Genomic DNA, 26,637 nt, shown 5'->3' with positions numbered 1-26,637 from the left:
TACTTGCTATAAAGTTTTAAGATACTCTGTCATACTATCTAAGATCTCTTCAAAAGATTGAGCAAGATCAAACTTATCATCACGAATATCATTTTCATATTGTGCCGCCAGTGCGTATCCTTTCTCAAGTCCCAAGATACTTATTTTGTGCTTTAATTTGTGAACTGCTTCGGCAATTTCTTCAATATTCTTAACAGCAAGTGCTTTATAATAAATATCTTTCTCTACTGGAAATTCCGCTTTAATAACACTTAACAATCTCTTTTCAAAGACTTTATCTCCACGACACAAACTGTCAATATAAGATCTATTCGGTAATTCCATTATTTCTTAGGTAAAGTAAAATAAAATGTTGTTCCTAGATTTAATTCAGATTCAACCCAAATTTCTCCCTGATATAATTCAACTACCTTTTTAACTATTGATAGTCCTATACCAGATGAGTTGACATTATTTTCTAGTTTTTGAAAAACATTAAAAATCTTTTCAAAATACGCCTTATCAATTCCTGAACCATTATCTTTAATAGAAAACTGCCAATGACTGGATAAATCTTCAACATTTATTTCTATCGTGCCATTTTCTTTGTCATTATACTTAATGGCATTATCTATTAAGTTTTGAAACAATTGTTGTAATCTATATTTATCACCTTGTACAACTGGCAATGGATTTAAGATAACAATATTAACATGATCTGGAACAAAAACTATACTAAGAATAGTATTGACTAAGATTTGTAAATCAACATCGTATAACAACAGTTTAGTTTTTCCAATTGTTGAATATTCCAATATACCATTAATTAAGGTATCCATTTTCTGAACATTACTTCTAATCAAATCAAGATTCTCTACTCCTTTCTTGTCAAGTGCGCTTGAATAATCTTCACTAATCCAAGATGCTAAGGCATCAATACTGCGCAAAGGAGATTTTAAATCATGAGAAACCATGTGTGCATAATCGCTTAGCTCTTGATTTTGATGTGATAGTTCACTTAACAATTCTTCTCTTTGTTGATTAAAAGCTAGTATTTCTTTAGTTTGTCTATCTATTAAATCTACTAAGCCAAAGCTATCAGAGGTATCATCGCTTGAATGACCTTCTTCTTTTAAATCATAATTTTTTAAAGTATGAATAACATTATTAAGCTTGTCTATTACTAAGGTCTGAGATTCTGCTCTTTCTTTCAATTCTTTATTTGCCTCAAAGAGTTCTTGCGAACTTATAGACATTGCTCTTTGTAGCATGGCAAATTGATCATCATGTGTATTATATGAACTATTAATTGCGTCAAATAATCGCACAAGATCTGGATGTTGTGCGAGGTCATCACTTAAATACTTCCTAATTTGACGTTTAAGTAATGAGTTCATTATTCGCTTAATAGGGTAATTGTCATCGTCTGATTATGTAACTGGCACTTCATCTCTTCATGGAAAGGAGCAATCTCTCCATAAGAGTAAAATCCAGATATCACAACCTCTTCACCTAATACATTACGTACTTCTTCAATTTCTTCTTCAACTCTTTGGTCTAGGACTAACTTTCTACCTATACAACTTACTAAAAGAGCTAGTTGTGAAGTGTTTTTTCTAACATCATCTGCCTGTCTAGCGGCTCTTTCGGCAGCATTTGCAATCTGATCAACATTTGTCATCATTAACTGAACTTTAGAATTTTCTGGAATATCACCTGCTAAAACCATAGCATTTTCCTCTTCTTCAATATTCAATATAGATCTTACAATAGATTGATTTTGATTTTCAATTTTCACATTAAGTGGATATAATAAAGCTGCTCCAGGTAATTCTTTAGATTTTTCACCTAAATATTTTTTATATAAATCTAGTGCCGGCATATCATCTAACTCGTATAATATATTGCCTTTAGATTTAGTAACAATTCTTTCTGGCCCAAAAGGAATCCATCCTCCATGTATTGAGAATGTAGCTTCAAAACTTTCACCATAAAATCCTATAGCAACTATTTCTCCAGATTTAGGATTGGAATTATATCCACATATCGTTTTTTCAAATCTAGCATCATCAGCACATAAGCCACCTGTAATTAATAATTTATCTCCATATACAGAATTCATTCCTAGTGTAAGTTGAGTCCCATTAATAAAGCTTCCTTCGGATACAATGAAAACATGTTTTAAGCCATCAGCATCAAATTGCTCGATTAGATGTTTACCAGTCTTAAAACTATCTTTTTGCTCATTTAAAACATTTGCGGTTTTAATTGAAAAACGGCTCTTCTCAAACTCTATAGCTGTTAAAGAAATTGATTCATCATTAACAGTATCTTCCATAATATCACCACTTGAAGAACCTAGCACAATATGAGCGTCAGGATACATTGATTGTACTTCTTTAAAAATAGTAGGTGATTCTAGTAGAAATCTATTTCCAAAAGCTAAAACCAATGGCTTGTTCAATGTCTTTTGATCACCTATACTTTTCCAAGGTTGATTTTTTACTTTTAAATGCTGATTAATAATCATCTTTTATTTTTTTAATGTAAAGAAAAATGTGGTTCCTTCTCCTACTTCACTTTCTAACCAAATCACTCCTTGATGTAGATCGACAATCTTTTTGACAATTGACAATCCTATCCCGGTAGAATCTTTGTTCTTATTTAAAGCATGAAATATTTTAAATATTTTATCATGGAATGCTGGATCAATCCCTATTCCATTGTCCTTAATCTTAAACTTATAATGAGTAGACGTTTCTTCAAAACTCACTTCAATAAGTCCTTTATCCTTGTCCATAAACTTAACAGCGTTACTCAATAGGTTTTGAAATAATTGATTAACCTTAGTCCTATCTCCATTTATAACTGGCAGCTTTCCATGTAACTTAATTTCAATATGACTAGGTACATAAATGACCTTTATTAAATCAACTAACAACTCATTACAATCAATTTCAGTAAACTCTTTATTAGTAGAATTAAGACTAGAATAGTCGAGAATATCTCCTATAAGTTGCTCCATTTTCTCTAAGGTTTCCTCTATTAGAGAGATGTTCTTTAAACTGGTCTCATCATATTTTTCAAGATTATCTTCCTTTAACCAGTTGACTAAAGCATATATGCTGCGCAAAGGACTTTTCAAATCATGAGAAACTATATGCGCATATTCATGTAACTCGTCATTACTTTTTGCTAATTGAGAAAGCAATAACTCCTTTTGCAACTGTAAGCTTTTAAAATCAGTTATATCTAAATGTATACCAATGGAGCCTACTATCTTCCCATTAATATCGTAATTAGGAGCTCCACTAATAAGCCAGTATTTTTTCTCGTTATTTTTATCAAAGATTTGCACCTCATAAGAACTTGATTTACCATTTAACCGGTTTTCAGTTTCTTTTTTAAATATTTTTCGATCTTCACTATTTAAAAATCTCTCTGCGGCATTTTTCCCAACTAGTTCCTCTTCAGAATAGCCACTCATCTTACAAAAGCTTTGGTTGACCATCAATATATTATCATTTTGATCAACTTCAACAAGTCCTAAATTCATATTAGCAATAATGCTACTATATTTCTGTTTTTGGGCTTCAAGGCTTTTACGATATGAGCGTTTTAATGTAACATCTTTATAAGACCAAAGATGTCCTTTATAGACACCGCTTTCAATAATAGGTACAAAATCTCGTTCGAGAATTCTTCCGTTTACCATTACTAATTCATCACCTGTTACCATCTCTTTATTGCGCAGTATTTCATCTACTTTAGCAATAAAACCATCTGGATTTACAAATAACTCTTTAGAATTTTTGGCCGCTTCAGAACAGTCAAATCCAACCATTTCTTCAGGTCTCATAGGAATCTCAAAAAACTCACAAAACCTATTATTAGTTAAAACGATCTGACGATTTTCGTCCTCTAATAAAACTGCATTTTCAAGATTTAAAATTAATGTTGACAACCTATTTTCAGACTCAATGAGTTTTTTCTCATCTTCATTACTCTTGGTTATATCACGTACAATCCCTTGAGCTGCCTTAGGCTTACCATGATTATCGTAGATAATACTACAATTAATATGAACCAATTTAATCTGTTGATTTTTGGTCATAATTTTAACATGAACATCAGTCAATGAGCCATGTTTAATTAATTCTTGAAAATTAGTCATGACATTATCATACTCGGTAGGATGAATAAGGTTCATGATATTGATAGACTCTTTTTCAAAGTCTGCTTCGAGTAATCCTATTGCAGGATCATTCATCTTTAAAACATTACCAACTAGATCAGTCACTACATAAGCATCAACAATATTTTCAAAAACACCATTTAACTCTGATGTTTTTTCATCTATTAATGACTCTAATTGCTTATTTGAGTGCTGTAACTTTTGAGTAAGTTCATATAATTCTGCTGCCTTTTGTTCCAGGATTTTTTCAGCCTGCTTACGAGCTGCTTTTTCCCTATCGAGCGCACGTTTTAATATTTCGACATCAGAAGCTGCCATTAAGTTTTATGAATAGTAAATTTTACCTCAGTACCATCTTCTTTAATCTTCTCAATTTTAATATTTGAGGTCATTTCAAAATGTGCAAAAGTCCTATTCATTAAACCTAGACCAAAGTGATGCATCGCTCGACTAGATTTATAAATCATAATAAGATGTTGATCAGATTTTTCTAATACCTCAAAAGTTGGCAATTCGGCATCTGGATATATCTTTCTAACCTCAATATGGATATGGTTCTCTATTGAAGAAAGCATCTCTATTGGATCTTTATAAGTAGCAAGAAGTCCAGGATAACTGTTTTCAATAACATTAAAAAAATGCTCTCCATAAGCTAGTAAGAGTTGATCGATACTCAGCCCAGTATTTGCACTTAGATTTTGTATAAGCTGCAACATCTCAGCAAAACTATAAGTCCCTATAGATGTATATACACCATTAGATGGTAACTCTGATTGTTCAATAATTTGATCAACCATACCTAACCCAAATTTCTCTTCTACTAGATCGAGAAACTCTGTAAAAACGATTCCTTTCATATTATTTAAGCAATAAATAATTCATTAATACTCCAGTATGACATAAGTCTAGAGATCTTCTCGACATAATCTTCATACTTTAATGGTTTTAAGACATATCCAGCTATTCCTAAATTATAACATGCTAATAAATCTCTTTGATTGTTTGATGTTGTTAGAATAATAGTCGGTATATACTTTAACCGGTCGTCTTTTTTTAAAATTGATAAAAATTCAATACCATTAATTTTAGGCATGTTTAAATCTAGCAAAATAATATCAGGAAGCTGATCTTTTTTCTCTAAAATCGACAAAGCCATCTCTCCATTATTTGCCTCAACGATAGTATGTTTCTCATTTAAAGTAGATAACGCTCTATGCATTTTCATTACCTCAATTGTATCATCTTCTATGAGTAAAACTTTTAATTTACGTGCTTTCATGTCCTTTAATATAATAGCAAATTAATACGATTATTAAGTTTGCTCAGATTATATCGATGATTCCACACCTATCTATCGACGGATGACGTTTAAGTGTCGACGAATGGAAAACTTCTAAAGCCAACTTGTCATACATCACAATTGGCATAAGGATTGACTACAAAGTAAACGTAAATTCATATTTTTCACCGCTCAATTCAGTTAATGTCATTTTTAGGTTACATAGTTCTATTTTTTGTTTTACGATTAGTTTTTAACGCATTTACGTCTAGCAATAATACTAACTCACATAGAGGTTCAAATCCATATCGAGGTCAGACACAATCAGTAAGCCCTCAAGATTTTGAATTACATTTATTATCACTTACCTCTATTGTAATAAAAGCAGATGGTCAGGTTAGTGACAGTGAATTGAGGTATGTACGCAATTATTTTATACAGAGTTATGGAGAGCAACGCGCTTCTCAAATATTTAAAATATTTAATGAAGTTGTAAAAAAAAGAGAGTTAAATGCCGCACGTATTTGTCAATTTTTAAATGCACGTACTAGAATTGAATCGCGCATTCAAATACTTCATTTTCTTTTCGGTATTGCTCAGGCAGATGGTAATATAAGTAACTCAGAACTAAGAGTTCTCGAACAAATAGCAGGCTATCTTAGACTAACACAACGTGATTTCGTATCAATTAAAGCGATGTTTGTTAAAGATCGAGATAACGCATATAAAATTCTCGAAATCGACAAAAGCGTACCTGATCACGAAGTTAAAAAAGCATATCGTACTATGGCAAAACGGTACCATCCAGATAAGTTAATGGATATGGATGAAGCCTACCGTAAAGGTGCCGAAGAAAAATTCCGTAAAGTACAAGAAGCTTATGAAATCGTTCGTAAAGAGCGCGGTATGGCATAAAGCTTATCGATTATATTAACATTTCTATCCTATAAATTCTTCTGTCATTAAATTAAGGTTGTGTCAATCAATTTACAATAAATATATTTTTAGACAAGACTAAACTTTAATTTACTCTTAACAAATAAATACTTTACCTTTACCTCATGCACTCAGTATCAGAAGAAAATTATATTAAAACGATTTACCATCTTCAAGATGGTAAAAACTTAGTTTCCACAAACGACATCGCTGGTCGTATGAATACAAAAGCATCATCAGTTACAGATATGCTTAAAAAATTAGCAGATAAAAATCTTGCAGAGTACATACCTTATAAAGGAACCCGATTAACTCAAAATGGTATCAATTGTGCCACTCAAATCATTAGAAAACACAGATTATGGGAAGTGTTTTTAGTAGAAAAACTTGATTTCTCATGGGATGAAGTGCATGAAGTGGCAGAACAATTAGAGCACATTCAATCTCGCAAACTAATAGATGAATTAGATAAACTATTAGATTATCCAAAATATGATCCCCATGGTGATCCCATTCCAGACGCTCAAGGTAATTATGAAAAAACAGCAAAAACCGCTATTTCAAAATTACAAAAAGGGCAATCAGGTGTTCTCGCTGGCGTGCACGATACATCTACTAGATTTTTACAATACTTAGATAAACATCAAATAGAATTAGGTACTCAAATACAGCTTATTGATTTAGAAGCCTTTGATGGATCATGTCTTATCAAAACAGACTCAAAAGAATTACATATCTCAAAAACAATTGCAGACAATCTTTACTTAAAAATATTAAAATGAAAAAAGTATTACTAGCCACCTGCCTCTTATTCTCTATCATCACCATTGCACAAACCAGTGAACTATCACAAAACGCATTAATAACAGACAGGCCTGACGCAACAGAATCACCCTATACCGTAGGAAAAGGAAATTTTCAAATTGAAACAGGTGCATTATTTATAGATGACAGTTTTGATGATAATGATATAAAAACTACCGTATACAATACTGCCTTACTTAGGTATGGACTTTCTGATAATTTTGAATTACGTCTAGGTTGGGATTATATAAATTCAAACACAAAATTTAGAGGTCGAGAAGTCTTTGACGCAACTGGTTTCACTCCATTACTTGTAGGTGCAAAAATTGAAATCACTGATGAAGAAGGATGGATTCCACAGATAGGACTTCTAGGTCACTTAAGATTACCATTTACAGCAGTAAGCGAGTTTAAACCGGAAGACACCGGTATGGATTTTCTATTTTCCTTTGACCATACACTAAATGATCGTGCGGGATTAGCCTATAATCTAGGTGCAAGAATAGGAGATGATCGATCCTTAGAATATATATATTCACTCGCATATGGCTATTCTATTACAGAAAAAATTGGCGCCTATGCAGAGGTATATGGTTTCTTTCCAGAAAGTGATCAAGCTGGACATCTTTGAGATGCAGGTATGACTTATCTCGTCAACAATAATTTACAGCTCGATGCTACAATTGGTACTGGTTTTCAAAGCAGTAATACTAATCAAGAATTGCTATTTAGCTTTGGATTCAGTTATAGAATCTTAAAAAAGTAAAAATCACGCTTTCGCGAAAGCGTAATCACAATACACAATTATGAAAAACACTCTTTACATACTACTATCCATACTACTTATAAGCTGTGGAACACAAAAGGAAGATAACGGTAAATTAAAAGTCGTTACCACCACAACAATGATTACAGACCTGGTAGAAAATATAGGTGGTGACCTTATTGAAACACAAGGTATGATGGGCAGTGGTGTAGATCCTCATCTTTATAAACCTAGTGAAGGTGACATGACCAAACTGGCAAACGCAGATCTAATTTTTTATAATGGACTACATCTAGAAGGGAAGCTTGTAGATGTATTTGAAAAAATGAATGCGCGTGGTAAAACTACTATAGCGGTAAGTGATGCAATTGATAAATCAACATTGATAGGTAGTGATTATTTTGCAAGTAATTATGATCCACACATCTGGTTTGATATCAATTACTGGACACAAATAACAGATTATGTGACAGAGACTTTAATTAAATACAATCCTGAAAACAAAGTCGCTTTTGAAAAAAACAGAGATATATATCTAGAAAAAATAAATACATTGAATGAGGAACTCAGTGATAAGATAGAAGAGCTGCCTAAGGAAAACCGTATTCTGGTTACCGCACATGATGCTTTCAATTACTTTGGTCGCAGTTATGACTTTGAAGTGGTAGGTCTACAAGGTCTTTCTACCGCAACAGAAGCTGGTGTTAAAGATGTACAACGTATTACTCAATTTATAATTGAACATAAAATTAAAGCTGTATTTGTAGAAAGCAGTGTTCCTAGACGTACCGTAGAGGCTCTACAAGCTGCTGTTGAAGCACAGGATCACGTAGTTGAAATAGGTGGAGAACTTTACAGTGACGCACTAGGTAGCGCAGGTACTGATGAAGGTACATACATAGGTATGTATAGACACAATGTCAACACCATAGTAAATGCACTTAAATAATGGAACCTAAAATAGCCGTAGCCGTAGATGATTTAACTGTCGCTTATAATTATAAACCAGTCTTGTGGGATATCGATTTATCTATTCCTGAAGGTGTTTTAATGGCCATAGTAGGTCCTAATGGTGCCGGAAAATCAACCTTAATAAAATCCATACTGGGCATCATTGATCCTATTGCTGGATCTGTTGCAATTTATGGTAAACCCTATATTAAGCAACGTGATAAAGTAGCATATGTACCTCAAAAAGGTAGTGTAGACTGGGATTTCCCAACTACCGCACTAGATGTAGTCATGATGGGTACTTATGGCTCACTAGGATGGATTAAAAGACCTGGCGCAAAGGAGAAGAAACTATCTCTAGAAGCACTTGAAAAAGTAGGTATGCTTGCTTTTAAAAACAGACAGATAAGTCAACTTTCTGGAGGACAACAACAACGTATTTTTCTAGCTCGTGCGTTAGTTCAAAATGCTGCTATCTATTTTATGGATGAACCCTTTCAAGGTGTAGACGCTACTACTGAGATTGCTATTATCAATATTTTAAAAGAACTACGTAAAGCAGGTAAAACAGTTATCGTTGTTCATCATGACTTGCAAACAGTACCAGAATATTTTGATTGGGTAACTTTCTTAAATGTGAAACACATCGCAACAGGTCCCGTAAAGGATATTTTTAATGATGATAACCTGACTAAAACCTATGGTATTAATTATAAAGTAGCAGTTCAACAATAATATGGACATTACTCAATACTTTACAGACTATACCTTGCGCACCATTACACTAGGAACTGCCGTTCTAGGTGCTATATGTGGCATGCTAGGAAGTTTTGCCGTACTACGTAAGCAAAGCCTTCTAGGCGATGCCATTTCTCATGCTGCATTACCAGGTATTGCGATTGCCTTTTTAATTACTGGCGCAAAAGATTCCAATGTTTTACTATTAGGTGCTTTAGTAAGTGGACTTATAGGCGTTTTCTGGATACGTGGTATTACCACAAAAACACATTTGAAAACAGACACGGCATTAGGTCTGATATTAAGCCTATTTTTCGGTTTTGGGATGTTATTATTGACCTACATTCAAAAACAACCTAATGCAAATCAAGCAGGATTAGATAAATATCTCTTTGGTCAGGCGGCAACCCTAGTAGAAAGTGATGTACTATTAATGGTCATAGTTACTGGGATTAGCCTGTTAGTGATGTTATTATTTTGGAAAGAATTTAAGCTATTGCTATTTGATAAAAACTATGCGATGACTTTAGGATTTAATACCAGGTTCATTGATGGCTTAATAAGCTTTTTTATAGTTCTGGCTATTGTAATAGGCCTACAAACTGTAGGTGTAGTATTAATGAGTGCGATGTTACTCGCGCCTGCTGCTGCTGCTAGACAATGGACCAATAGATTAAGTACAATGGTAATGCTTGCTGCCATATTTGGTGCTTTTTCGGGAGTTTTTGGAACTGCTATTAGCGCTAGTCAGAATAATCTATCTACTGGACCAGTTATCGTATTAGTGGCAGCGATTTTTGTGATTGTATCCTTTCTATTTTCACCAGAAAGAGGTATTATTTTTAAACAAATAAGACTGATTAAAAACAGACGCGATCTTCAACTTAAGAAAACACTGTATTTTATGTATGATATTGTGCGCGATCACGACGATATATCACGACCGCACGCCATTAGGATTTTAAATAGCTTTCAAGGGTTTACTAAAAAAACACTGTCTAAACTAGAAGAGAAAAAGTGGATTACTATTCAAGGCCAAAACTGGTCCATGACTGAAGACGGTTTTGAAACGGCAGCAAATTTATACAACAATAATCTACCAGAGTCATGAGTCCTATGATTGACATACAGCTTATAGCTGCCGTAACTGCTGCTGCCTGTGCGATTCCAGGTGTTTTTCTTGTATTGCGCAAGATGGCATTGATAAGTGATGCCATTAGTCATTCTATCTTACCAGGGATTGTAATTGGTTTTTTTATCACACATGATCTAGCATCTCCATGGTTAATTATTTTTGCCGCTTTTAGTGGTATCATCACAGTAGTTCTTGTAGAACTCATACAAAAAACAGGACTCGTAAAGGAAGATACCGCAATAGGATTAGTTTTTCCAGCACTGTTTAGTATAGGTGTTATATTAATTGCTCAAAATGCTAATGATGTACATTTAGATGTGGATGCTGTGCTACTGGGTGATCTCGTTTATGCACCATTTGATAGACTTATTATCGATAATGCTGATTTTGGACCTAAAGGATTATGGACTATTTCAGTGATATTAGTGATAACACTTGTATTACTATTTGCGTTTTATAAAGAGTTAAAAATCAGCACTTTTGATGTTGGACTATCTAGTGCTTTAGGATTTTCACCTGTAATTTTACATTATGGATTAATGAGTGTTGCCTCTGTGACAACAGTCGCAGCTTTTGATGCTGTAGGTGCTATTCTAGTCGTTGCGATGATGATAGCACCTGCTGCTGCTGCATATTTATTAACGACAGATTTACGCAAGATGCTGGTTCTTTCTGTTTTATTTGGTGTAGGAAGTGCTATAGGTGGATATTGGTTTGCACGCTGGTTAGACGCCTCTATTTCTGGATCTATCACAACGGTATTAGGAATGCTATTTCTATTAATTTATCTTTTTGCACCTAGTAAAGGATTAATCGCCGTACTGTTTAGACAAAATAGACAGCGTAAAGAGGTTTCCTTACTTACCTTTTTATTACATCTAAACAATCACGATAGCATAAACGAGCGTAGAGTAGCTCACCTTCAAGAACATATCAACTGGCGTAAAGTAAAAGCTAATTCTGTATTGCGACTTGCCGAAAAAAATAACATGATCACTATCGACAATCAAGTTGTTTCACTTACAGATAAAGGTCTTGAATTCACTGAAAAAGCTCTCGATTATATTATCACTAACAAAGATGAAAAGATTGAAGATATGAAAGATGATTTCTTTTTGTTTAGAGGATAAATTCAAATTTTAAAGAATTAAATGAAAAAAGGGCGGAAATAAATCTGCCCTTTTTTCATTTTTAAAAGTTTTATTTCTAAAACTCAGCTTTTCTCTTCTCTAAAAACGCAGTCGTTCCTTCTTTAAAGTCGTCTGTACCAAAAGATGCTCCAAAGCAATCAATCTCTGCCTGATAACCATCTACTCCATCTATATAACCAGCATTTACAGCATCAATTGCAGCACCTATTGCTACAGGACTGTTTCTCATTATTTTTCCAGCGATTTTCTCACAAGTAGAAATCAACTCTTCTTGTGTCACAACGTGGTTTACTAATCCATAAGAGTGCGCAGTCGCAGCATCAATCATACCTGCAGTCATAATCATTTCCATTGCACGTCCTTTACCTACTAATTGTGGTAAACGCTGTGTACCACCATAACCTGGTATAACACCTAAGGAAACCTCAGGTAATCCTACTCTTGCATTATCACTAGCAATTCTAAAATGAGCAGACATTGCAAGTTCAAGTCCGCCACCTAAAGCAAATCCATTTACAGCAGCAATAACTGGCTTAGAACAATTCTCAACTTTATTAAAAAGAATTTCTTGTCCATGCGCCGCAAGCTCTTTACCTTGTTCTGGAGAGAAATCTGCAAACTCTGCAATATCTGCACCAGCGACAAAAGCTTTTTCTCCACTACCGGTTAAAATGATAACTCTTGTGTTTTCATCATCTTCCGCACTATCTATAGCCTCACTTAATTCTGCAATGGTTTCTTTATTTAATGCATTAAGCTTACTAGGTCTATTAATAGTTATAGTAGTGATTTTATCTTCGGTAGTAACTAGAATGTTGTTCATGATCTTTGTTTTTTACTGATGTAAAAATAGACATAACAACCTTATAGCAAGAATTTGAATCTTTAAAAATATGATAAGATGTTCTAGTATTGCTTTCGCGAAAGCGGATCTATCGAGATCTAGGTATTTGAACCGTAAATTCGGTCCCTACATTTACCTGAGTAGTCATGGTAATCGTACCCTTAAAATTCTCTACGATTTGCTTAACCATCGCCAGACCCAATCCCATACCACTGTTTTTTGTAGTAAACTTAGGCTCAAATATTTTAGTTTGATGATCTTCATGAACACCAGTCCCATTGTCCTTTACTTTCAAATAAACGTTGTATTCATCATGCGTAACAGATACTTTGATCTCTGGAGACCTATCGGTATCTAATGCCTGTATGGCATTCTTTATTAGATTAGTAACCACTCGTATAAGTTGTGTACGGTCAAAAATGGCAAACAATGAAGCCGCATCTTCTTCATAAGTGATATAAGATTCATTAAAAATATCTAGTGCAAGTTGCGTTACCATAGGTACGTCTGTCTCCTCACTTTTTTGTGCTGGCATGGTCGCATAAGTAGAAAATGCGCTAGCAATATTACTCATCACATCGATTTGCTCAATAAGTGAATTACTATACTCTTTGAGCTTTTCTCGTGAATCTGGATCTGACGGATCAAAACGACGTTGAAAACTTTGTACCGTTAATCGCATGGGCGTCAACGGATTTTTAATCTCGTGCGCGACCTGTTTTGCCATTTCACGCCAGGCTTGCTCACGCTCGCTAGTAGCTAATTTAACAGCACTTTCCTCTAGTTGATCCACCATATTATTATAGGACATTACCAGTGCCTTTAACTCACCAGCATCAGACTCATCTATAACAATCTTATCATTGCGTTGTGCGATATTAATCTCTTTAAATCGATCGCTGATACGGCTTATAGATTTAGTAATGTACTTAGAAAGAAAGTAAGCCAAAAAGATAGAAGACAAGAACATCAATACATAAATCCCAGAAAGCCTAGTCAGAAATTCCTTGAGCTCATAATTCATAAAATCATCATTCTCAAGATAAGGCAAGTTAAGAATTGCTATGTTTTTAAATTGATTATCAGTAAGATAAGAGTAACTAGATAAATACTTCTTCCCATCTTCTTCAAATTCAATGACATAACGTCTAGTGTCTGAGGCTTTAAGACCTTCTAATATGATATGATTGATTTGTAGTTCTAGACTATCGGCTTTAAGTTTAGGTTTTGAAGTCTTAATTAAGCGTCCTTGTAAATCATACATATTTACAGGCATACCATGAATATCACTGATCCCATAAATCTCTTCTCTAAAAATAAATTGAAGATTTTCTGTCACCACCTCAAAGTCTGTCTTGCGCAGTTCATAGGCTATTTGTTCCTTAATAGCTTGCTCTTTACGTTGTAATCTTTTTGAATGGTAATCTTTAGCCTGTTCTCTAGATTGATATATGGACATTCCAGCAATAAGTAGACTGGAGATAAGTGTCAATAAAATCATCGCTATAAAAATGCGATTGCGCAGACTGTTTTGGTAGATTTTCATGAATCGTAAATGTAATAACTTAATAAGACATTGTAATGAGCAATCAATAATCAAGCCGAAGAACTTCAATTTAATCTAAACAAAAAATCCCTAGAAAAGATCTAGGGATTTTTATACTATAATAATCATTATATTATGTAGTCATGGCTGGATTTACCCATGAAAAACGAGTTATCTCTTGCGGGATTTTTATACGTTGTGAGATACGTTCCATACGTGCAGGAAGTTTCATCAAGTAATCACGTGCTTTCTCTGCCTCTTCACTCAATCCTTTCATATTTGCTATATCCCACATATCAATAAGTTTTTGCATGATATCGATATAATCTTGTGCGGTATATACACCTATACGCTGTGCACTATTTGAAAAATCTTCAAAAGCAGATCCCATAGATTGTCCTGCTTCTCTTAAAAACATGGCTGGCATCACTATTTTATTAACCATCATATCTTTAAAAGCAACCATCATATTATTAGGGTCTACCTTAAAAATTTCTGTAACAAACATGCTGTATGCCTTATGATGGCGCATTTCATCACCAGATATCATACGACACATTTTAGATAGCGCACTATTTCCATAACCACGCGCAAGTTTTGCAACTCGATTGTGCGATATGTATGTGGCTAGTTCTTGAAAACTCGTATAGATAAAGTTTTTATATGGATCGCGATCTGTTCCTATATCAAAACCGTCTGCAATCAAATGTTGTGTAGTAATCTCTATCTCGCGCATGTCCACACGACCAGATAGGTAAAGATACTTGTTCAACACGTCACCATGGCGGTTCTCTTCACCAGTCCACTGGCGCACCCATTTAGACCATATATTACCTTTTCCTTCTACTTGATTAATACCTTCTACATCCATAAGCCAGGACTCATAGGTAGGTAATGCTTCTTCAGTAATGGTATCTCCTACTAAGGCTACCCAAAAATCATAAGGTAGTTCTTTTGCCAGCTCTCTTAATTCTGTCACCTCATCAAAGAAAGTATCTTCTTGCGAATTAGGCAAAAAATCAGTAGGCTGCCATATCTTATCGATAGGGATTAAGTATTCATCCATGAAAGATTGAACCTTGCTCTCTAGCGATTGCATCACCTCGATGCGTATATTTTTAAGGGGCTTGATATTCATATATTTTTTAATAGACTTTAAAAGTACGCGTTTTAATGTTTAGTTCGCTTTCGCAGAAGCGTAATTACAATAATAATCAGTTATTTACAGCATATCTTCCCTTATGAATCTATTGCTGTGCTGGTAACCGCGCCATGCACCACAGATTCTGCCTGTGCTATAATTTCTTCTCCATTACGTCCAGCGATAGGGATAGGTTCATGCACTAATACAGAAATCTTATTACCGATACCGTATGGAAATTTACCATATCGATCCACTTTCCACGAGTTGTTTACCGTTACTGGTACAACGATAGCATCAGGTATATATTTGAAAAGGGTCAATAAACCTTTTGTTTTAAAGGGCTTAGGTACACCTGTGCGGCTTCTAGAACCTTCGGCAAAAATCACGACGCTACGTTTCTTCTCAAAGACGTTTTTTGCAAATTTGATTAAAGCCGCAATAGATTGTCTTGCATCCTTGCGATCAATGGCACAGTTCTCACCTATGCGCAGGTTGAGAGATATACTAGGGATTCCTTTTGCGAGTTCTTTTTTTGCAATAAACTTTGCATGATAGTGACGCAAGTGATAAATCAATGGTGGTATGTCAAACATGCTCTGGTGATTACTCACAAATATATATGATGGCCCTACCGGCAATTCTTCTTTAAACTTAAAATCAAAGGTGTTGAAAAGCGGCAGCTGGGTTTGCATTAAAAACCAATTTAAAATGGCAACGCTTTTTCTATGGGCATCATAACCCCAAATTTTATGACATATCAACTGGATAGGATGGAATATCACCAGCATCAAAAAAAAGAGTATGAAATGTAGTATCGTTAAGGGATACGAGATAATTTTTTGCATGGCACAAATATATAATGCAAACTGTGCATATCCATCGATGTTTGAATCAATTGATATGCGTGCATAGTAAAAGAATTAATTATTTAAAAACAAAAAAGGTTGTGTAAATCTACACAACCTTTTTAATAATTTTTAAACTAGAAATGTACTAGCAATTCTCGTTGTAAGCTTCTTTAAGATTCTCTGCAATCATCTCTGCTGGACGACCTTCAATGTGGTGACGCTCTAGCATGTGTACTAACTCACCATTTTTGAATAATGCCATACTAGGTGAACTAGGTGGGAAAGGAATCATCGCTGCTCTTGCTGCATCTACTGCCTCACGATCTACACCTGCAAATACCGTCACGATATGGTCTGGTTTTTTTGCGTTTTCTAAAGACATTTTTGCTCCAGGACGTGCGTTTGCAGCAGCACATCCACATACTGAATTTACTACTACTAGTGTTGTTCCTTCTTTATTAATTGCGCTATTTACAGCGTCTGCGGTATATAAGTGTTCAAATCCTGCGTTTCCTAAATCATCACGCATCGGTTGAACTAATTCTGCTGGGTACATATTATTAATTTTTTACAAAGGTAAAACCTATCTCGTTAATCTACCTGTTAATGATATCATTAAATCTTATGGTGTTATTGAACACAACCTTAAAGGTCTTAGGGTTTGTGAGGCAGAATTTTTAATTAGGAATCAAATCGCGCCTTAACTCTCGTAGCGATGTCTTGCATTTCTTCATCAGATAGTGATACTTTATTTACAAATCGCATGTCTTCCATATCCCTTAGTGGTATTAAATGAACGTGTACATGAGGAACTTCTAGTCCTATCACGCTCATACCTATACGCTGGCAAGTCACTTCTTCTCTCAACGCAAGTGCTACTTCTCTAGAGAAATCCATTAAGTCAAAGTAAGTCTCACTATCTAGGTCAAATATTTTATTGACTTCTTTTTTGGGCACACATAGTGTGTGACCAGGTGCATTAGGATTGATATCTAGAAATGCGATAAAGTCGTCGTTTTCTGCAACTTTATAGCATGGAATCTCACCGTTAATAATTTTTGTGAATATGCTCATAACTATCCTCTAGAGATTTCTAAAATTTCTAACTTAATTGTTCCTACAGGTACAACAGCCTCCGCAACTTCACCTACTTCTTTACCTAGTAAAGCTTTACCTATAGGAGAATCTACTGAGATGTGACCTTTTGACAAGTCAGATTCACTTTGGGCAACGAGTTTATAGTTCATCACCATGTTGTTGTTCAAGTTTTTAATCTTCACATTACTGTGGATTAACGCCTTAGACATATCTAGATCACTCTCATCAATAATACGTGCATTTGCCACGACAGCTTCCAGTTTAGAAATACGCATTTCTAGCATTCCTTGAGCTTCTTTGGCAGCATCATATTCTGCATTTTCACTTAAATCACCTTTATCTCTTGCTTCGGCGATGGCCTGTGACGCTTTAGGACGCTCTATGTCTTTAAGCTGCTTCAGCTCATCTTTTAATTTTTTAAATCCTTCTTCTGTATAGTACGATATGTTACTCATAGTTGTTCATTTTTAGTGAATTGCGAGGCTGTTTTTAGTCAGCTTTCGCAATAGCGATATACTCAAAAGCACTTCAACATTATCAGCTCTCAAGAATATAAATAACAAAATCCCATCATTGCTGCGGGATTTCAAAAACAAATATACTAAATATCAATATCATCGTTATACATTTGAAGTCTTTAAAAGAAACTAAATTATGCGTAAAGCGTTTATTATAAGTGTGCTGTTTATCGCATTGTCGTGTGCGAGTGATGATGACGCTCGCAACAATCCATTTCTTGTTAATCTTGCCTTTCAGGTAGAATTGAATACTAATTTACCACAATATGGTGCTTTAAACTTTCCTGGTAATTTTGTAGTGGTTAATAGTGGTGGTTTGCGTGGTTTTGTCATATATCATCCTGGAAATTCTCAATACTTTGCATATGAATTGAGTGACCCTAATCACTCGCCTAATGAGTGCTCTAAAATGACGGTTTCTGGCATCACGGCATCTTGCCCGTGTACAGATGATAATAATGAGTACAGTATCTTTAATGGCCAGCCTACACAAGGTGGCGGACAATATGGTTTAAAAGCTTATCGTGTAGAACGTAGTGGTAATATTATTAGAGTCTTTAATTAAAAAAGGCTCTAACCTAGCGTGATATTTAAAATCACATCTAGATTAGAACCTTAATAAATTTTATTCTACTTTTTAAAAAGTAAGTGTTACTCCAGTTAAGAAGTTAATACCTGCTTGAGGATAGAATCCATTACCTTCTACAGTTGTGATGGTGCCTGGATTAGAGAAATCGTCATCATAGGTAAAGTAATAACCGTTAGACTCATATTTCTCATCAAAGATGTTATTTACTAGCGCAGTAAACACAATAGTTTTAAATACTGATCGTGGCTTAATGGTGTAAATTAAATTGATGTCATTTGTAAAATAGCTGTCTAATTTAGATTCTTGCGCCTCAGTATTACTCATAAACTGCTCACCAACAAATTTACTAAGTAAAGAAAGTTGTAGATTTTTTATAGGTTGAAAAACAATAGCATTTGCGGCTACTACTTCTGGTGAAAAAGCGATATCAGTACTGCCTAGATTTTGTAACTCTCCATCAAATGATCTTATGGTTTCTTTATTCTTATTGCTGCTTAAAGCTAGATTAGGCTGAATCGTAAGCTTACTATTAACGGGTATTACAGCTTCTAATTCTAGACCTAAACGATAGCTTTCACCACTATTAGTTCTTAATGGTGCACCTACATCATTTAACTCACCACTTAACACTAATTGCTCATTATATAACATTAAGTAACCGTTTGCATTAAAGGAGAAGTTGCCTTCTTTGTGACGCCATCCTAGTTCAAAGTCATTCAACTGTTCTGGTCTGATAGAAGAGTCACTTTCAAAATCGTTTCTATTAGGCTCTCTATTTGCTCTTGCATACGATAGGTATAAATCATTATTATCATTATACTTATATGTTACACCAGCTTTAGGGTTAAAGAATGTGTAATTCTCATCAACTAACAATTCTACAAGATCTGATGTGATCCCAGACGTAGAATAATTTACATTTCTTACTTGTAAATCACCATATAGTTGTACTCTATCATTAAGCTTGTAAGTAGCTTTTGAAAATACTGAGAAGTCATTCTTTTTACCATTACCATCATAATAACGGTCTCTAATATTGCTTTGACTTGCAAATCTTGCCCATATCACCTCACCATAATGATCACCATCATAATGACTGATGGATGTCCCGAAAATCATGTCTAGATTTCTATTTTTATAATTTGCACTCGCGTTAAGGACGTAATAGTCGTTATCTAACCAGCGACGACGTATTAAATCTGTTGTGTTTACGGTCTGTCCATCAACTATTAGTTCATCAAATCCATAAGTAGAAAAGTCATCATCTTCTTTAAACTGTTCAAAGAATCCACGTCCGTAAGTATAGTTCAACCCTATGTTAGTAGACCAGTTTCTGTTATAACGCTGGTTCCAGTGTAATTGATAGTGATCTTGTCTATAATCATCTACCTCGTTATCATAAAATTGAGTGTCACCATTTTCATCTTCATATTGACCAGCTGGATTAAAGGTTCTGTTTTCCCTAAGTGTTGTTCTATCAATACCAAACCAAGATTGATAAGTAACATTATTACCACCAAAGGTTACCGCTTTAATTAAGGTATTATCGTCTACATAAGCACCTTGTAAGAAATACGACTTTAAATCTGAGGTCGCTCTGTCGATATAACCATCAGATTGTATATTAGACAATCTACCAGCAATCTCAAAGTGATCATTCATGAGACCTGTTGAGAACTTTACGGTGTGCTTTCTACTGTTAAAACTACCTATAGAATTAGAGATTTCACCGCTGGATTCTTTGGATACTGCATCAGTTAACACATTAATACTTGCGCCAAAGGCACCACTACCATTAGTGCTAGTTCCTACTCCACGCTGTAGTTGTAAACTCTCTACAGAAGAAGAAAAGTCTCCTAGATTGACCCAAAAAGTACCTAACGATTCTGCATCTGTATAAGGGATACCGTTGATGGTCACGTTAGTAGATTGTGAACTCACACCACGCACTCTTAATCCTGTATAACCTATTCCTGCACCAGCATCAGTAGTCGTTACTACAGATGGTAAAAAATTAAGAAGAATAGGAATGTCTTGTCCTAAGTTACGTTTTGCAATTTCTTCTTTAGTAAGGTTGCTGTGTGTAATAGGCGATTTTGCGTTTACACGTACGGCTTTTACAAGCACCGCATCTAGTTTTTCAGATTTTGTGGTGTCTGCTTCTTGTGTTGTTTGCGCTGTTGCTAGGCCGGTTATGGTTAATGCCATAGCAATTACAACGCGAGATAAATGTTTCATAAGAACTTTGTTTAAGTTCAAATAAAAGGGGCATTTATTCGGTTTGATTAAAATAAAATGTTTGAAGGATTCTCTTGACATAAATTAATTAGATGCACGCTTTCGCGAAAGCGAAATAATTCACACATCAAAACCAGTTTACATCTTTTCCCTTAGCGACATTACTCGCCCAGGTTCCTTGGGTATAATCTCAGCCTCTATTTCTAAAAGCACCCCTTGAGATTGGGTGCAAAAGTAGTCTGAAAAAGTAAATAGAAAAATAAAATTGAAACTTATTTAATACTGAATTTTTGTTGTATTCAAGTTGAGCACATTAGCAATTTTATTTATGGAAAAAATCAAAACTCAAAGCTTAAAACTCAATTTCTTTCTCTACCATTTTACCATCACGATCTACGGTAACTTTGGTTTTATCGCCGTTATCAAATGTTGCTAGTGTGCGCATGTAACTCATCATATCTACTATCGTGCTATCTCCTAATTTTACAACGATATCACCTTTCATTAAGCCTGCTTTTTGCGCTGGCTTTTCCTCGCTTATTCCATCGATGCGCATTCCTTTTCCTGTAAACAAATAATCTGGAACTACGCCTAGACCTACTTTAAAACGTGGTACTTCTTCGCTTTCATTTTTAGTCTTTCTGAAGGCTAGTTTCCCTGCGTTGTCAAACTCTGCTGTGATTCTTAGTATATAATCTGAGATTTGCTGCATTCCTTCATAGTTCAACTTATCAGCATCGTCGCCTGGTTTGTGATAATCTTCATGTTGCCCTGTGAAGAAATGCAGTACGGGAATATCATTTAAGTAAAATGATGTGTGGTCACTAGGACCTACACCACTTTCATTTAAAGCGAGATTAAAGTCTTTGTTTACGGCATTGATGATTTGGTTCCATCGTGGTGAAGTTCCTGTTCCATAAACGGCAAGTGTTTTTTCTTCATTCAATCGTCCTACCATATCCATATTAATCATGTAAGTAATAGAATCTAAGGCTATGGTAGGGTTTTTAGTAAAGTAATTAGACCCTAATAATCCCATTTCCTCGCCTGAAAAAGCCATGAATAAATAGTTGTTTCCTTTTTTCTCGCTCGTTTTCAATTCGTAAGCTAGATCTAACATAACCGCAACACCACTAGCGTTATCATCTGCTCCGTTATGAACAGCTTCTCCTTCACGATGTAGAGAACCTTCACCACCCATTCCTAGGTGATCATAATGCGCACCTATGACTACTGTTTGTGCAGCGCCATTATCAATATAACCTAGAACGTTAGTACCAGTAAGAAATGCATCGCCTTTCTCGTCTGTAAAAGCGGCTTCTTGATGTGGATCACTGGATGGTTTAAAGGAAAAAGTTTGGAAATAAGTTCCCGCATTACCTTTAGGTTCCAGACCAGATTCTTTCATGCGTTTTGCGATATAATCTGCTGCTTGCAATTCATAAGAAGTACCGGTCTCACGACCTTGCAAGTCGTCTGATGCTAGATAAACCACATCGGCTTTCATATTGCCTTTTACAGGTTCTAGATTCTTTAAATCGGTCTTGCAAGAGGCTAATAAACAAATGGCTATAAAAAATATCGTGATTCTCATATCAAGCTTGTAATTTTGCTCAAAATTAAATCATCCATGAGAACGTTCCTATTTCTAATCGCATTAATGGCTGTTGTATGCTGTAAAGAAGCCTCAAAAACTGAAGAAACTACCTCTTCACAAATAGAAAATATAGCACCACAAAATGACAATCCATTAATCATGGAAGGTGAAAAACACTTTAAGGATATCCAGCAGGTAACCTTTGGTGGCGATAATGCCGAGGCTTACTGGAGTTTTGATGATAAACAATTGGTGTTTCAAAGCAACAACACCGCTTGGGATGTAGAATGTGATCAAATGTTCTTGATGAATAATGGAGACAGCTTTCGCGAAAGCGTGCCTAAAATGGTCTCTACCGGTAAAGGAAGAACGACTTGCGCATATTTTTTACCAGATAATGAGCATATCATTTATGCGAGTACGCACCTTGCGATGGATGATTGTCCAGACACACCACTTAAGGAAAATGGTAAATATGTATGGCCTATCTATGACAGTTACGACATTTTTGTGGCAGATCTAGATGGAAATATCACAGCTCAATTGACGAACGAAAAAGGTTATGATGCCGAGCCTACTGTTTCTCCACAAGGTGATAAAATAGTCTTTACCAGTGACCGTAGTGGTGATCTAGAATTATATACTATGGATATAGATGGTAGTAATGTGAAGCAAATCACTTATGAATTAGGTTATGATGGTGGTGCTTTCTTCTCACCTGACGGATCGCAATTGATATTCCGCTCTTCACGTCCTAAAACTGAAGAAGAAATCAAAGAATATAAAGACTTATTGAAAGTAGGACTGGTGCAGCCTACAGAGATGGAACTCTACATTTGTAATGCAGATGGGTCTGATTTACGCCAATTGACTCAGCTAGGAAATGCCAACTGGTCGCCTTTCTTTTTACCAGATGGAAAACGTGTATTATTCTCTTCAAACTTTGAGGCAGAGCGTGGTTTTCCTTTCAATCTTTATATGATTAATACTGATGGAACTGGTCTAGAACGCATTACACACGGTGAAACTTTTGACGCATTTCCTGTATTTTCAAACAACGGTAAATACCTAGCCTTCTCTTCTAATCGTAATAATGGCGGTGGACGCGATACAAATCTTTTTATTGCGGAGTGGAAGGATTAATTGGGTGATTAGGTTTTTGGGTTGCTGGGAATTTGGCTAGATTTTTCGCAATTATATTTAGTCAATGCCAACACCAATAGTTAGCATGTCAAATATGAAAATCTATTTGAAAATTAAATATTGGTTACTAACATACGACTTTTTGTTCTTCACAATAGTGACTAGCTTATGCTATGTCAGAATCAAAAATGCAATAGTTTTGATATAAAATCGTTACATTTAAATATCAAAATTTGATGTAATGACTTACAAAATATTTAAATCAATTACATTTTCTATTATTTTTTTTTACTTGTTTTGATTTCAGGTTGCTCTGAAGATGATGTAAAAGAGCAATGCAATTTTACAAATCCGACTTATTCATTCACAGAAGAGCAAGAGGAAAAGAGTATTTCTTACAACTATTTTGAAGGTCAAATTATCCAATACAAGAACGACAACAATGAAATACTAAACTTTGAGGTAATTGAAGTTGATAATTGTGCTAGAGGATATTATCCTATTTCTGGACCAGGATTCTTTCTCAGTTCAGGCAATAATCGCAAACCTCAGCATACATTTGATAGTCAAGTGATTAAAATGACATTGCTAGAGCACGACACGAATAGTCATACGTATAGAGAACAAATGCATTATTACGTCAATAAAAGCCATTCTTCATTTAAGCAATCGCTTAATTTTCCATTATGGAACGTTTCAATTAATGGATTTGGACTTTCAGGAAGTCAGAATCCGGCAAATCTATTTTTAAGAGAAAATGAATTTACAGAAGTTGGAATGTTTCAAGTAAATAATATGCATTTCAACAAAGTAGTTAAATTTGATTCCGGATCTAATCAGGTAAGGAATTCCAGTTCAACCACTTCAAATTTATTACACAATATTAATGTTATCTATTATGATCAAAATTTTGGTGTCATCCGTTTTGATGAAATAGATGGAACTATTTGGGAAGTTATATATCCTGAATAATTAAATATTAGTTTAGTAGGTAGTATTTATTTCCTAAGGGCAGACTTATGCCTGCCTACGGAAAATCTTTTTTATGCTATAGTAGCTCCATTCACAACCGCATCATCTGGATTTACAAATACTAATTTTCCTTCTGGATCTTCAGCCAGTAAAATCATTCCTTGAGATTCTACACCACGTAGTTTTCTAGGAGCAAGATTTGCCAGTACGGTTACTTTACGACCTACTAATTCCTCTGCACTGAAGTGTTGTGCGATTCCAGATACTATGGTTCTTTTATCGATTCCTGTATCAACCGTCATAACCATCAACTTATCTGTTTTAGGCATTTTCTCGGCAGTAAGAATTTCTCCTACTCGCAAGTCCATTTTCATGAAGTCGTCGTAGTTCGTTTCGTCTTTTTGTGGCATAAGGTTAGGTGTTGTTGCCGCATTTGCAGCTTTGGTGGCTTCTAATTTTTCTAATTGTGCGGTTACCTGCTCATCTTCTATTCTAGAGAAAAGCAACTCGGCTTTATTGATTTTGTGGTTGGATGGTAGTAGTGGTTCGTCACTGGCTACGCGATTCCATCCAGAGCGAGGCACTTCGACAGGCTCAGTGTGACACTCTTTCAAATTAAGCATGTTTTTTAATTTGGTTGATGTATGCGGTAAAAAAGGCTCGCTTAAAATGGCTAGTGCTGTGGTTAATTGTAAACACACATACATAATGTTTTGCACTTGCTCTGGATTTGTTTTGGCCAGTTTCCAAGGCTCTAATCCTTCTTCGGCAATGTATTTATTACCTATACTGGATAAGTTCATTAATTCTTGCAATGCTTCTCTAAAGCGGTAACGATCTAAACTATCACCTATGGTTTTAGGAAATGCTTTGATTTGTTTTAAAACATCTAGATCTCTTTGAGCAAGATTAGCCGTTTCAGGAACAATACCGTCGTAGTATTTATTAGTCAACACTATAACACGGTTTACAAAGTTCCCTAGATTTGCAACTAACTCATTATTATTTCTCGCTTGAAAATCTTTCCAAGTAAAATTATTATCCTTAGTCTCTGGTGCGTTTGCCGTTAATACATAACGTAACACATCTTGCTGTCCAGGGAAATCTTCTAGATACTCATGTAACCAAACGGCCCAGTTTCTAGAAGTAGAAATCTTATCATCTTCTAGATTTAAAAATTCATTTGCTGGTACATTATCTGGCATCACATAATCGCCATGCGCTTTTAACATCGCAGGGAAAATGATACAGTGAAAAACAATGTTATCCTTACCTATAAAGTGCAATAGCTTTGTATCATCCTTTTTCCAGTAATCTTCCCAATTTTTTCCTTCGCGTGCCGCCCATTCTTTAGTTGCAGAGATATAGCCAATTGGAGCATCAAACCAAACGTATAGCACCTTACCATCTGCTCCTTCTACAGGAACCGGAATTCCCCAATCTAGGTCACGCGTCACGGCACGTGGATGCAAACCATCTGTAATCCAGCTTTTTACTTGTCCTAATACGTTTGCTTTCCAATCCTTAGAATGACCTTCAACAATCCACTCGTTGAGCCAGTCGCTGTATTCGTCTAGTGGCAAGAACCAGTGCTTCGTTTCTTTCAACTCTGGTGTGTTACCAGTAATAGCGCTTTTAGGATCTATTAAATCTGTTGCGTTATGAGAAGTTCCACATTTCTCACATTGATCTCCATAAGACTCTGTATTACCACACTTAGGACATGTACCTACTACAAAACGATCTGCTAGAAACTGGTCTGCTTCTGGATCATATAATTGCTCTGTTACTTGTTCTATAAACTTACCGTCATTATAGAGTTTTGTAAAAAAAGCACTTGCTGTATTATGATGCTCTGTAGAACTAGTGCGACCGTAATGGTCAAAGGTGATTCCAAATTCTTTAAAAGAATCTCCTATAATTTTATGGTAACGATCTACCAGTTCTTGCGGAGTAATACCTTCTTTTTTTGCCTTAATAGTAATGGGAACACCATGCTCATCACTACCACAAATAAAGGCTACATCACTACCACGCATGCGCTGGTAACGTGCAAAAATATCTGCAGGCACATATACACCTGCAAGGTGTCCTATATGAACTGGACCGTTAGTATATGGCAATGCTGCCGTAATCGTATATCGTTGTTGACTGCTCATGAACTTA

Annotated in this window: 25 protein-coding genes and 1 pseudogene; 10 read left to right on the top strand and 16 right to left on the bottom strand. The window is 35.2% G+C overall.

The window, feature by feature from the left end; genetic code table 11:
- Positions 1-6: 6 nt before the first annotated feature.
- From BST92_RS06670 to BST92_RS06645, 6 genes are read right to left on the bottom strand one after another with little or no spacing between them, the layout of a single operon-like run.
- The gene (locus BST92_RS06670) at positions 7-324 is read right to left on the bottom strand and encodes an Hpt domain-containing protein (protein ID WP_105070746.1); all 318 of its coding nucleotides are present in this window, start codon (positions 322-324) and stop codon (positions 7-9) included.
- Complete coding sequence (locus BST92_RS06665; protein WP_105070745.1) at positions 324-1,376, bottom strand: sensor histidine kinase; 1,053 nt, start codon at positions 1,374-1,376, stop codon at positions 324-326. The genes BST92_RS06670 and BST92_RS06665 overlap by 1 nt, the downstream gene beginning before the upstream one ends.
- Entirely contained in the window at positions 1,376-2,509 is a 1,134-nt protein-coding gene (locus BST92_RS06660; RefSeq protein WP_105070744.1) for an FIST signal transduction protein, read from the bottom strand. The genes BST92_RS06665 and BST92_RS06660 overlap by 1 nt, the downstream gene beginning before the upstream one ends.
- 3 nt (positions 2,510-2,512) lie before the next feature.
- A complete protein-coding gene (locus tag BST92_RS06655) occupies positions 2,513-4,492 on the bottom strand; it encodes a PAS domain-containing sensor histidine kinase (protein ID WP_105070743.1) in 1,980 nt (659 codons plus the stop codon).
- Positions 4,492-5,031 carry a heme NO-binding domain-containing protein gene (locus tag BST92_RS06650; protein ID WP_105070742.1) on the bottom strand — a complete coding sequence of 180 codons (540 nt, stop codon included), beginning with the start codon at positions 5,029-5,031 and terminating at the stop codon, positions 4,492-4,494. The genes BST92_RS06655 and BST92_RS06650 overlap by 1 nt, the downstream gene beginning before the upstream one ends.
- 5 nt (positions 5,032-5,036) lie before the next feature.
- A complete protein-coding gene (locus BST92_RS06645; RefSeq protein ID WP_105070741.1) occupies positions 5,037-5,453 on the bottom strand; it encodes a response regulator in 417 nt (138 codons plus the stop codon).
- Between the two features lie 204 nt (positions 5,454-5,657).
- On the opposite strand from BST92_RS06645, the gene BST92_RS06640 reads away from it, so the two are divergent.
- The 7 genes and pseudogenes from BST92_RS06640 to BST92_RS06610 all read left to right on the top strand — a co-directional run bounded on the left by BST92_RS06640 (position 5,658) and on the right by BST92_RS06610 (position 11,913).
- Entirely contained in the window at positions 5,658-6,368 is a 711-nt protein-coding gene (locus tag BST92_RS06640) for a molecular chaperone DjiA (RefSeq protein ID WP_105070740.1), read from the top strand.
- Between the two features lie 146 nt (positions 6,369-6,514).
- Complete coding sequence (locus tag BST92_RS06635; RefSeq protein WP_105070739.1) at positions 6,515-7,171, top strand: metal-dependent transcriptional regulator; 657 nt, start codon at positions 6,515-6,517, stop codon at positions 7,169-7,171.
- A pseudogene (locus BST92_RS06630) lies at positions 7,090-7,959 on the top strand (transporter). Before BST92_RS06635 ends, BST92_RS06630 begins: the two are co-directional and overlap by 82 nt.
- A gap of 40 nt (positions 7,960-7,999) precedes the next feature.
- Positions 8,000-8,908, top strand: coding sequence for a metal ABC transporter solute-binding protein, Zn/Mn family (locus BST92_RS06625; protein ID WP_105070738.1), 909 nt, complete (start codon positions 8,000-8,002; stop codon positions 8,906-8,908).
- A complete protein-coding gene (locus tag BST92_RS06620) occupies positions 8,908-9,645 on the top strand; it encodes a metal ABC transporter ATP-binding protein (RefSeq protein WP_105070737.1) in 738 nt (245 codons plus the stop codon). Before BST92_RS06625 ends, BST92_RS06620 begins: the two co-directional genes overlap by 1 nt.
- A 1-nt stretch (position 9,646) precedes the next feature.
- Positions 9,647-10,759: a metal ABC transporter permease gene (locus BST92_RS06615; protein ID WP_105070736.1), complete on the top strand. Its 1,113-nt coding sequence runs from the start codon at positions 9,647-9,649 to the stop codon at positions 10,757-10,759.
- Positions 10,756-11,913, top strand: coding sequence for a metal ABC transporter permease (locus BST92_RS06610; RefSeq protein WP_105070735.1), 1,158 nt, complete (start codon positions 10,756-10,758; stop codon positions 11,911-11,913). Before BST92_RS06615 ends, BST92_RS06610 begins: the two co-directional genes overlap by 4 nt.
- 76 nt (positions 11,914-11,989) lie before the next feature.
- On the opposite strand, the gene BST92_RS06605 is transcribed toward BST92_RS06610, so the two are convergent.
- From BST92_RS06605 to greA, 7 genes are all read right to left on the bottom strand, one after another.
- Positions 11,990-12,757 (bottom strand): enoyl-CoA hydratase/isomerase family protein, encoded by a 768-nt coding sequence (locus BST92_RS06605; protein WP_105070734.1) that lies wholly within the window; start codon positions 12,755-12,757, stop codon positions 11,990-11,992.
- Between the two features lie 109 nt (positions 12,758-12,866).
- Complete coding sequence (locus tag BST92_RS06600; RefSeq protein WP_105070733.1) at positions 12,867-14,324, bottom strand: sensor histidine kinase; 1,458 nt, start codon at positions 14,322-14,324, stop codon at positions 12,867-12,869.
- Positions 14,325-14,457: 133 nt separating this feature from the next.
- Positions 14,458-15,462, bottom strand: a complete 1,005-nt coding sequence (locus tag BST92_RS06595; RefSeq protein WP_105070732.1) for an acyl-ACP desaturase — start codon at positions 15,460-15,462, stop codon at positions 14,458-14,460.
- A gap of 101 nt (positions 15,463-15,563) precedes the next feature.
- On the bottom strand, positions 15,564-16,256 hold the full coding sequence (locus BST92_RS06590) for a lysophospholipid acyltransferase family protein (RefSeq protein ID WP_245910879.1): 693 nt from the start codon (positions 16,254-16,256) through the stop codon (positions 15,564-15,566).
- Between the two features lie 205 nt (positions 16,257-16,461).
- Positions 16,462-16,872, bottom strand: coding sequence for a BrxA/BrxB family bacilliredoxin (locus BST92_RS06585; RefSeq protein ID WP_105070730.1), 411 nt, complete (start codon positions 16,870-16,872; stop codon positions 16,462-16,464).
- 125 nt (positions 16,873-16,997) lie between these two features.
- Entirely contained in the window at positions 16,998-17,390 is a 393-nt protein-coding gene (locus tag BST92_RS06580; RefSeq protein WP_105070729.1) for an HIT family protein, read from the bottom strand.
- 2 nt (positions 17,391-17,392) lie between these two features.
- Complete coding sequence (gene greA, locus BST92_RS06575; protein WP_105070728.1) at positions 17,393-17,869, bottom strand: transcription elongation factor GreA; 477 nt, start codon at positions 17,867-17,869, stop codon at positions 17,393-17,395.
- A 199-nt stretch (positions 17,870-18,068) separates the two neighbouring features.
- Between greA and BST92_RS06570 the strand changes: the two genes are divergently transcribed.
- On the top strand, positions 18,069-18,497 hold the full coding sequence (locus tag BST92_RS06570; protein ID WP_105070727.1) for a Rieske (2Fe-2S) protein: 429 nt from the start codon (positions 18,069-18,071) through the stop codon (positions 18,495-18,497).
- Positions 18,498-18,569: 72 nt separating this feature from the next.
- On the opposite strand, the gene BST92_RS06565 is transcribed toward BST92_RS06570, so the two are convergent.
- Together BST92_RS06565 and BST92_RS06560 are read right to left on the bottom strand one after the other, a co-directional pair.
- The gene (locus BST92_RS06565) at positions 18,570-20,759 is read right to left on the bottom strand and encodes a TonB-dependent receptor (RefSeq protein ID WP_105070726.1); all 2,190 of its coding nucleotides are present in this window, start codon (positions 20,757-20,759) and stop codon (positions 18,570-18,572) included.
- Positions 20,760-21,111: 352 nt separating this feature from the next.
- Positions 21,112-22,353, bottom strand: a complete 1,242-nt coding sequence (locus tag BST92_RS06560) for a M28 family peptidase (RefSeq protein WP_105070725.1) — start codon at positions 22,351-22,353, stop codon at positions 21,112-21,114.
- A gap of 36 nt (positions 22,354-22,389) precedes the next feature.
- On the opposite strand from BST92_RS06560, the gene BST92_RS06555 reads away from it, so the two are divergent.
- Entirely contained in the window at positions 22,390-23,499 is a 1,110-nt protein-coding gene (locus BST92_RS06555; RefSeq protein ID WP_105070724.1) for a TolB family protein, read from the top strand.
- A 297-nt stretch (positions 23,500-23,796) separates the two neighbouring features.
- On the top strand, positions 23,797-24,471 hold the full coding sequence (locus BST92_RS06550; RefSeq protein ID WP_105070723.1) for a hypothetical protein: 675 nt from the start codon (positions 23,797-23,799) through the stop codon (positions 24,469-24,471).
- A 71-nt stretch (positions 24,472-24,542) separates the two neighbouring features.
- On the opposite strand, the gene metG is transcribed toward BST92_RS06550, so the two are convergent.
- Positions 24,543-26,630, bottom strand: a complete 2,088-nt coding sequence (gene metG / locus BST92_RS06545; RefSeq protein ID WP_105070722.1) for a methionine--tRNA ligase — start codon at positions 26,628-26,630, stop codon at positions 24,543-24,545.
- Between the last annotated feature and the right edge of the window lie 7 nt (positions 26,631-26,637).

Origin of the sequence: Nonlabens arenilitoris (assembly GCF_002954765.1) — a bacterium.
Lineage (GTDB): Bacteria > Bacteroidota > Bacteroidia > Flavobacteriales > Flavobacteriaceae > Nonlabens > Nonlabens arenilitoris.
Note: the sequence above shows the minus strand (reverse complement) of the source record. Positions and strands in the feature narration are given on the sequence as shown.

Coding starts and splice junctions, on each gene's coding strand:
- BST92_RS06670 (WP_105070746.1), bottom strand. CDS start 324: ATGGAATTACCGAATAGATCTTATATTGACAGTTTGTGTCGTGGAGAT.
- BST92_RS06665 (WP_105070745.1), bottom strand. CDS start 1,376: ATGAACTCATTACTTAAACGTCAAATTAGGAAGTATTTAAGTGATGAC.
- BST92_RS06660 (WP_105070744.1), bottom strand. CDS start 2,509: ATGATTATTAATCAGCATTTAAAAGTAAAAAATCAACCTTGGAAAAGT.
- BST92_RS06655 (WP_105070743.1), bottom strand. CDS start 4,492: ATGGCAGCTTCTGATGTCGAAATATTAAAACGTGCGCTCGATAGGGAA.
- BST92_RS06650 (WP_105070742.1), bottom strand. CDS start 5,031: ATGAAAGGAATCGTTTTTACAGAGTTTCTCGATCTAGTAGAAGAGAAA.
- BST92_RS06645 (WP_105070741.1), bottom strand. CDS start 5,453: ATGAAAGCACGTAAATTAAAAGTTTTACTCATAGAAGATGATACAATT.
- BST92_RS06640 (WP_105070740.1), top strand. CDS start 5,658: ATGTCATTTTTAGGTTACATAGTTCTATTTTTTGTTTTACGATTAGTT.
- BST92_RS06635 (WP_105070739.1), top strand. CDS start 6,515: ATGCACTCAGTATCAGAAGAAAATTATATTAAAACGATTTACCATCTT.
- BST92_RS06625 (WP_105070738.1), top strand. CDS start 8,000: ATGAAAAACACTCTTTACATACTACTATCCATACTACTTATAAGCTGT.
- BST92_RS06620 (WP_105070737.1), top strand. CDS start 8,908: ATGGAACCTAAAATAGCCGTAGCCGTAGATGATTTAACTGTCGCTTAT.
- BST92_RS06615 (WP_105070736.1), top strand. CDS start 9,647: ATGGACATTACTCAATACTTTACAGACTATACCTTGCGCACCATTACA.
- BST92_RS06610 (WP_105070735.1), top strand. CDS start 10,756: ATGAGTCCTATGATTGACATACAGCTTATAGCTGCCGTAACTGCTGCT.
- BST92_RS06605 (WP_105070734.1), bottom strand. CDS start 12,757: ATGAACAACATTCTAGTTACTACCGAAGATAAAATCACTACTATAACT.
- BST92_RS06600 (WP_105070733.1), bottom strand. CDS start 14,324: ATGAAAATCTACCAAAACAGTCTGCGCAATCGCATTTTTATAGCGATG.
- BST92_RS06595 (WP_105070732.1), bottom strand. CDS start 15,462: ATGAATATCAAGCCCCTTAAAAATATACGCATCGAGGTGATGCAATCG.
- BST92_RS06590 (WP_245910879.1), bottom strand. CDS start 16,256: ATGCTGGTGATATTCCATCCTATCCAGTTGATATGTCATAAAATTTGG.
- BST92_RS06585 (WP_105070730.1), bottom strand. CDS start 16,872: ATGTACCCAGCAGAATTAGTTCAACCGATGCGTGATGATTTAGGAAAC.
- BST92_RS06580 (WP_105070729.1), bottom strand. CDS start 17,390: ATGAGCATATTCACAAAAATTATTAACGGTGAGATTCCATGCTATAAA.
- greA (WP_105070728.1), bottom strand. CDS start 17,869: ATGAGTAACATATCGTACTATACAGAAGAAGGATTTAAAAAATTAAAA.
- BST92_RS06570 (WP_105070727.1), top strand. CDS start 18,069: ATGCGTAAAGCGTTTATTATAAGTGTGCTGTTTATCGCATTGTCGTGT.
- BST92_RS06565 (WP_105070726.1), bottom strand. CDS start 20,759: ATGAAACATTTATCTCGCGTTGTAATTGCTATGGCATTAACCATAACC.
- BST92_RS06560 (WP_105070725.1), bottom strand. CDS start 22,353: ATGAGAATCACGATATTTTTTATAGCCATTTGTTTATTAGCCTCTTGC.
- BST92_RS06555 (WP_105070724.1), top strand. CDS start 22,390: ATGAGAACGTTCCTATTTCTAATCGCATTAATGGCTGTTGTATGCTGT.
- metG (WP_105070722.1), bottom strand. CDS start 26,630: ATGAGCAGTCAACAACGATATACGATTACGGCAGCATTGCCATATACT.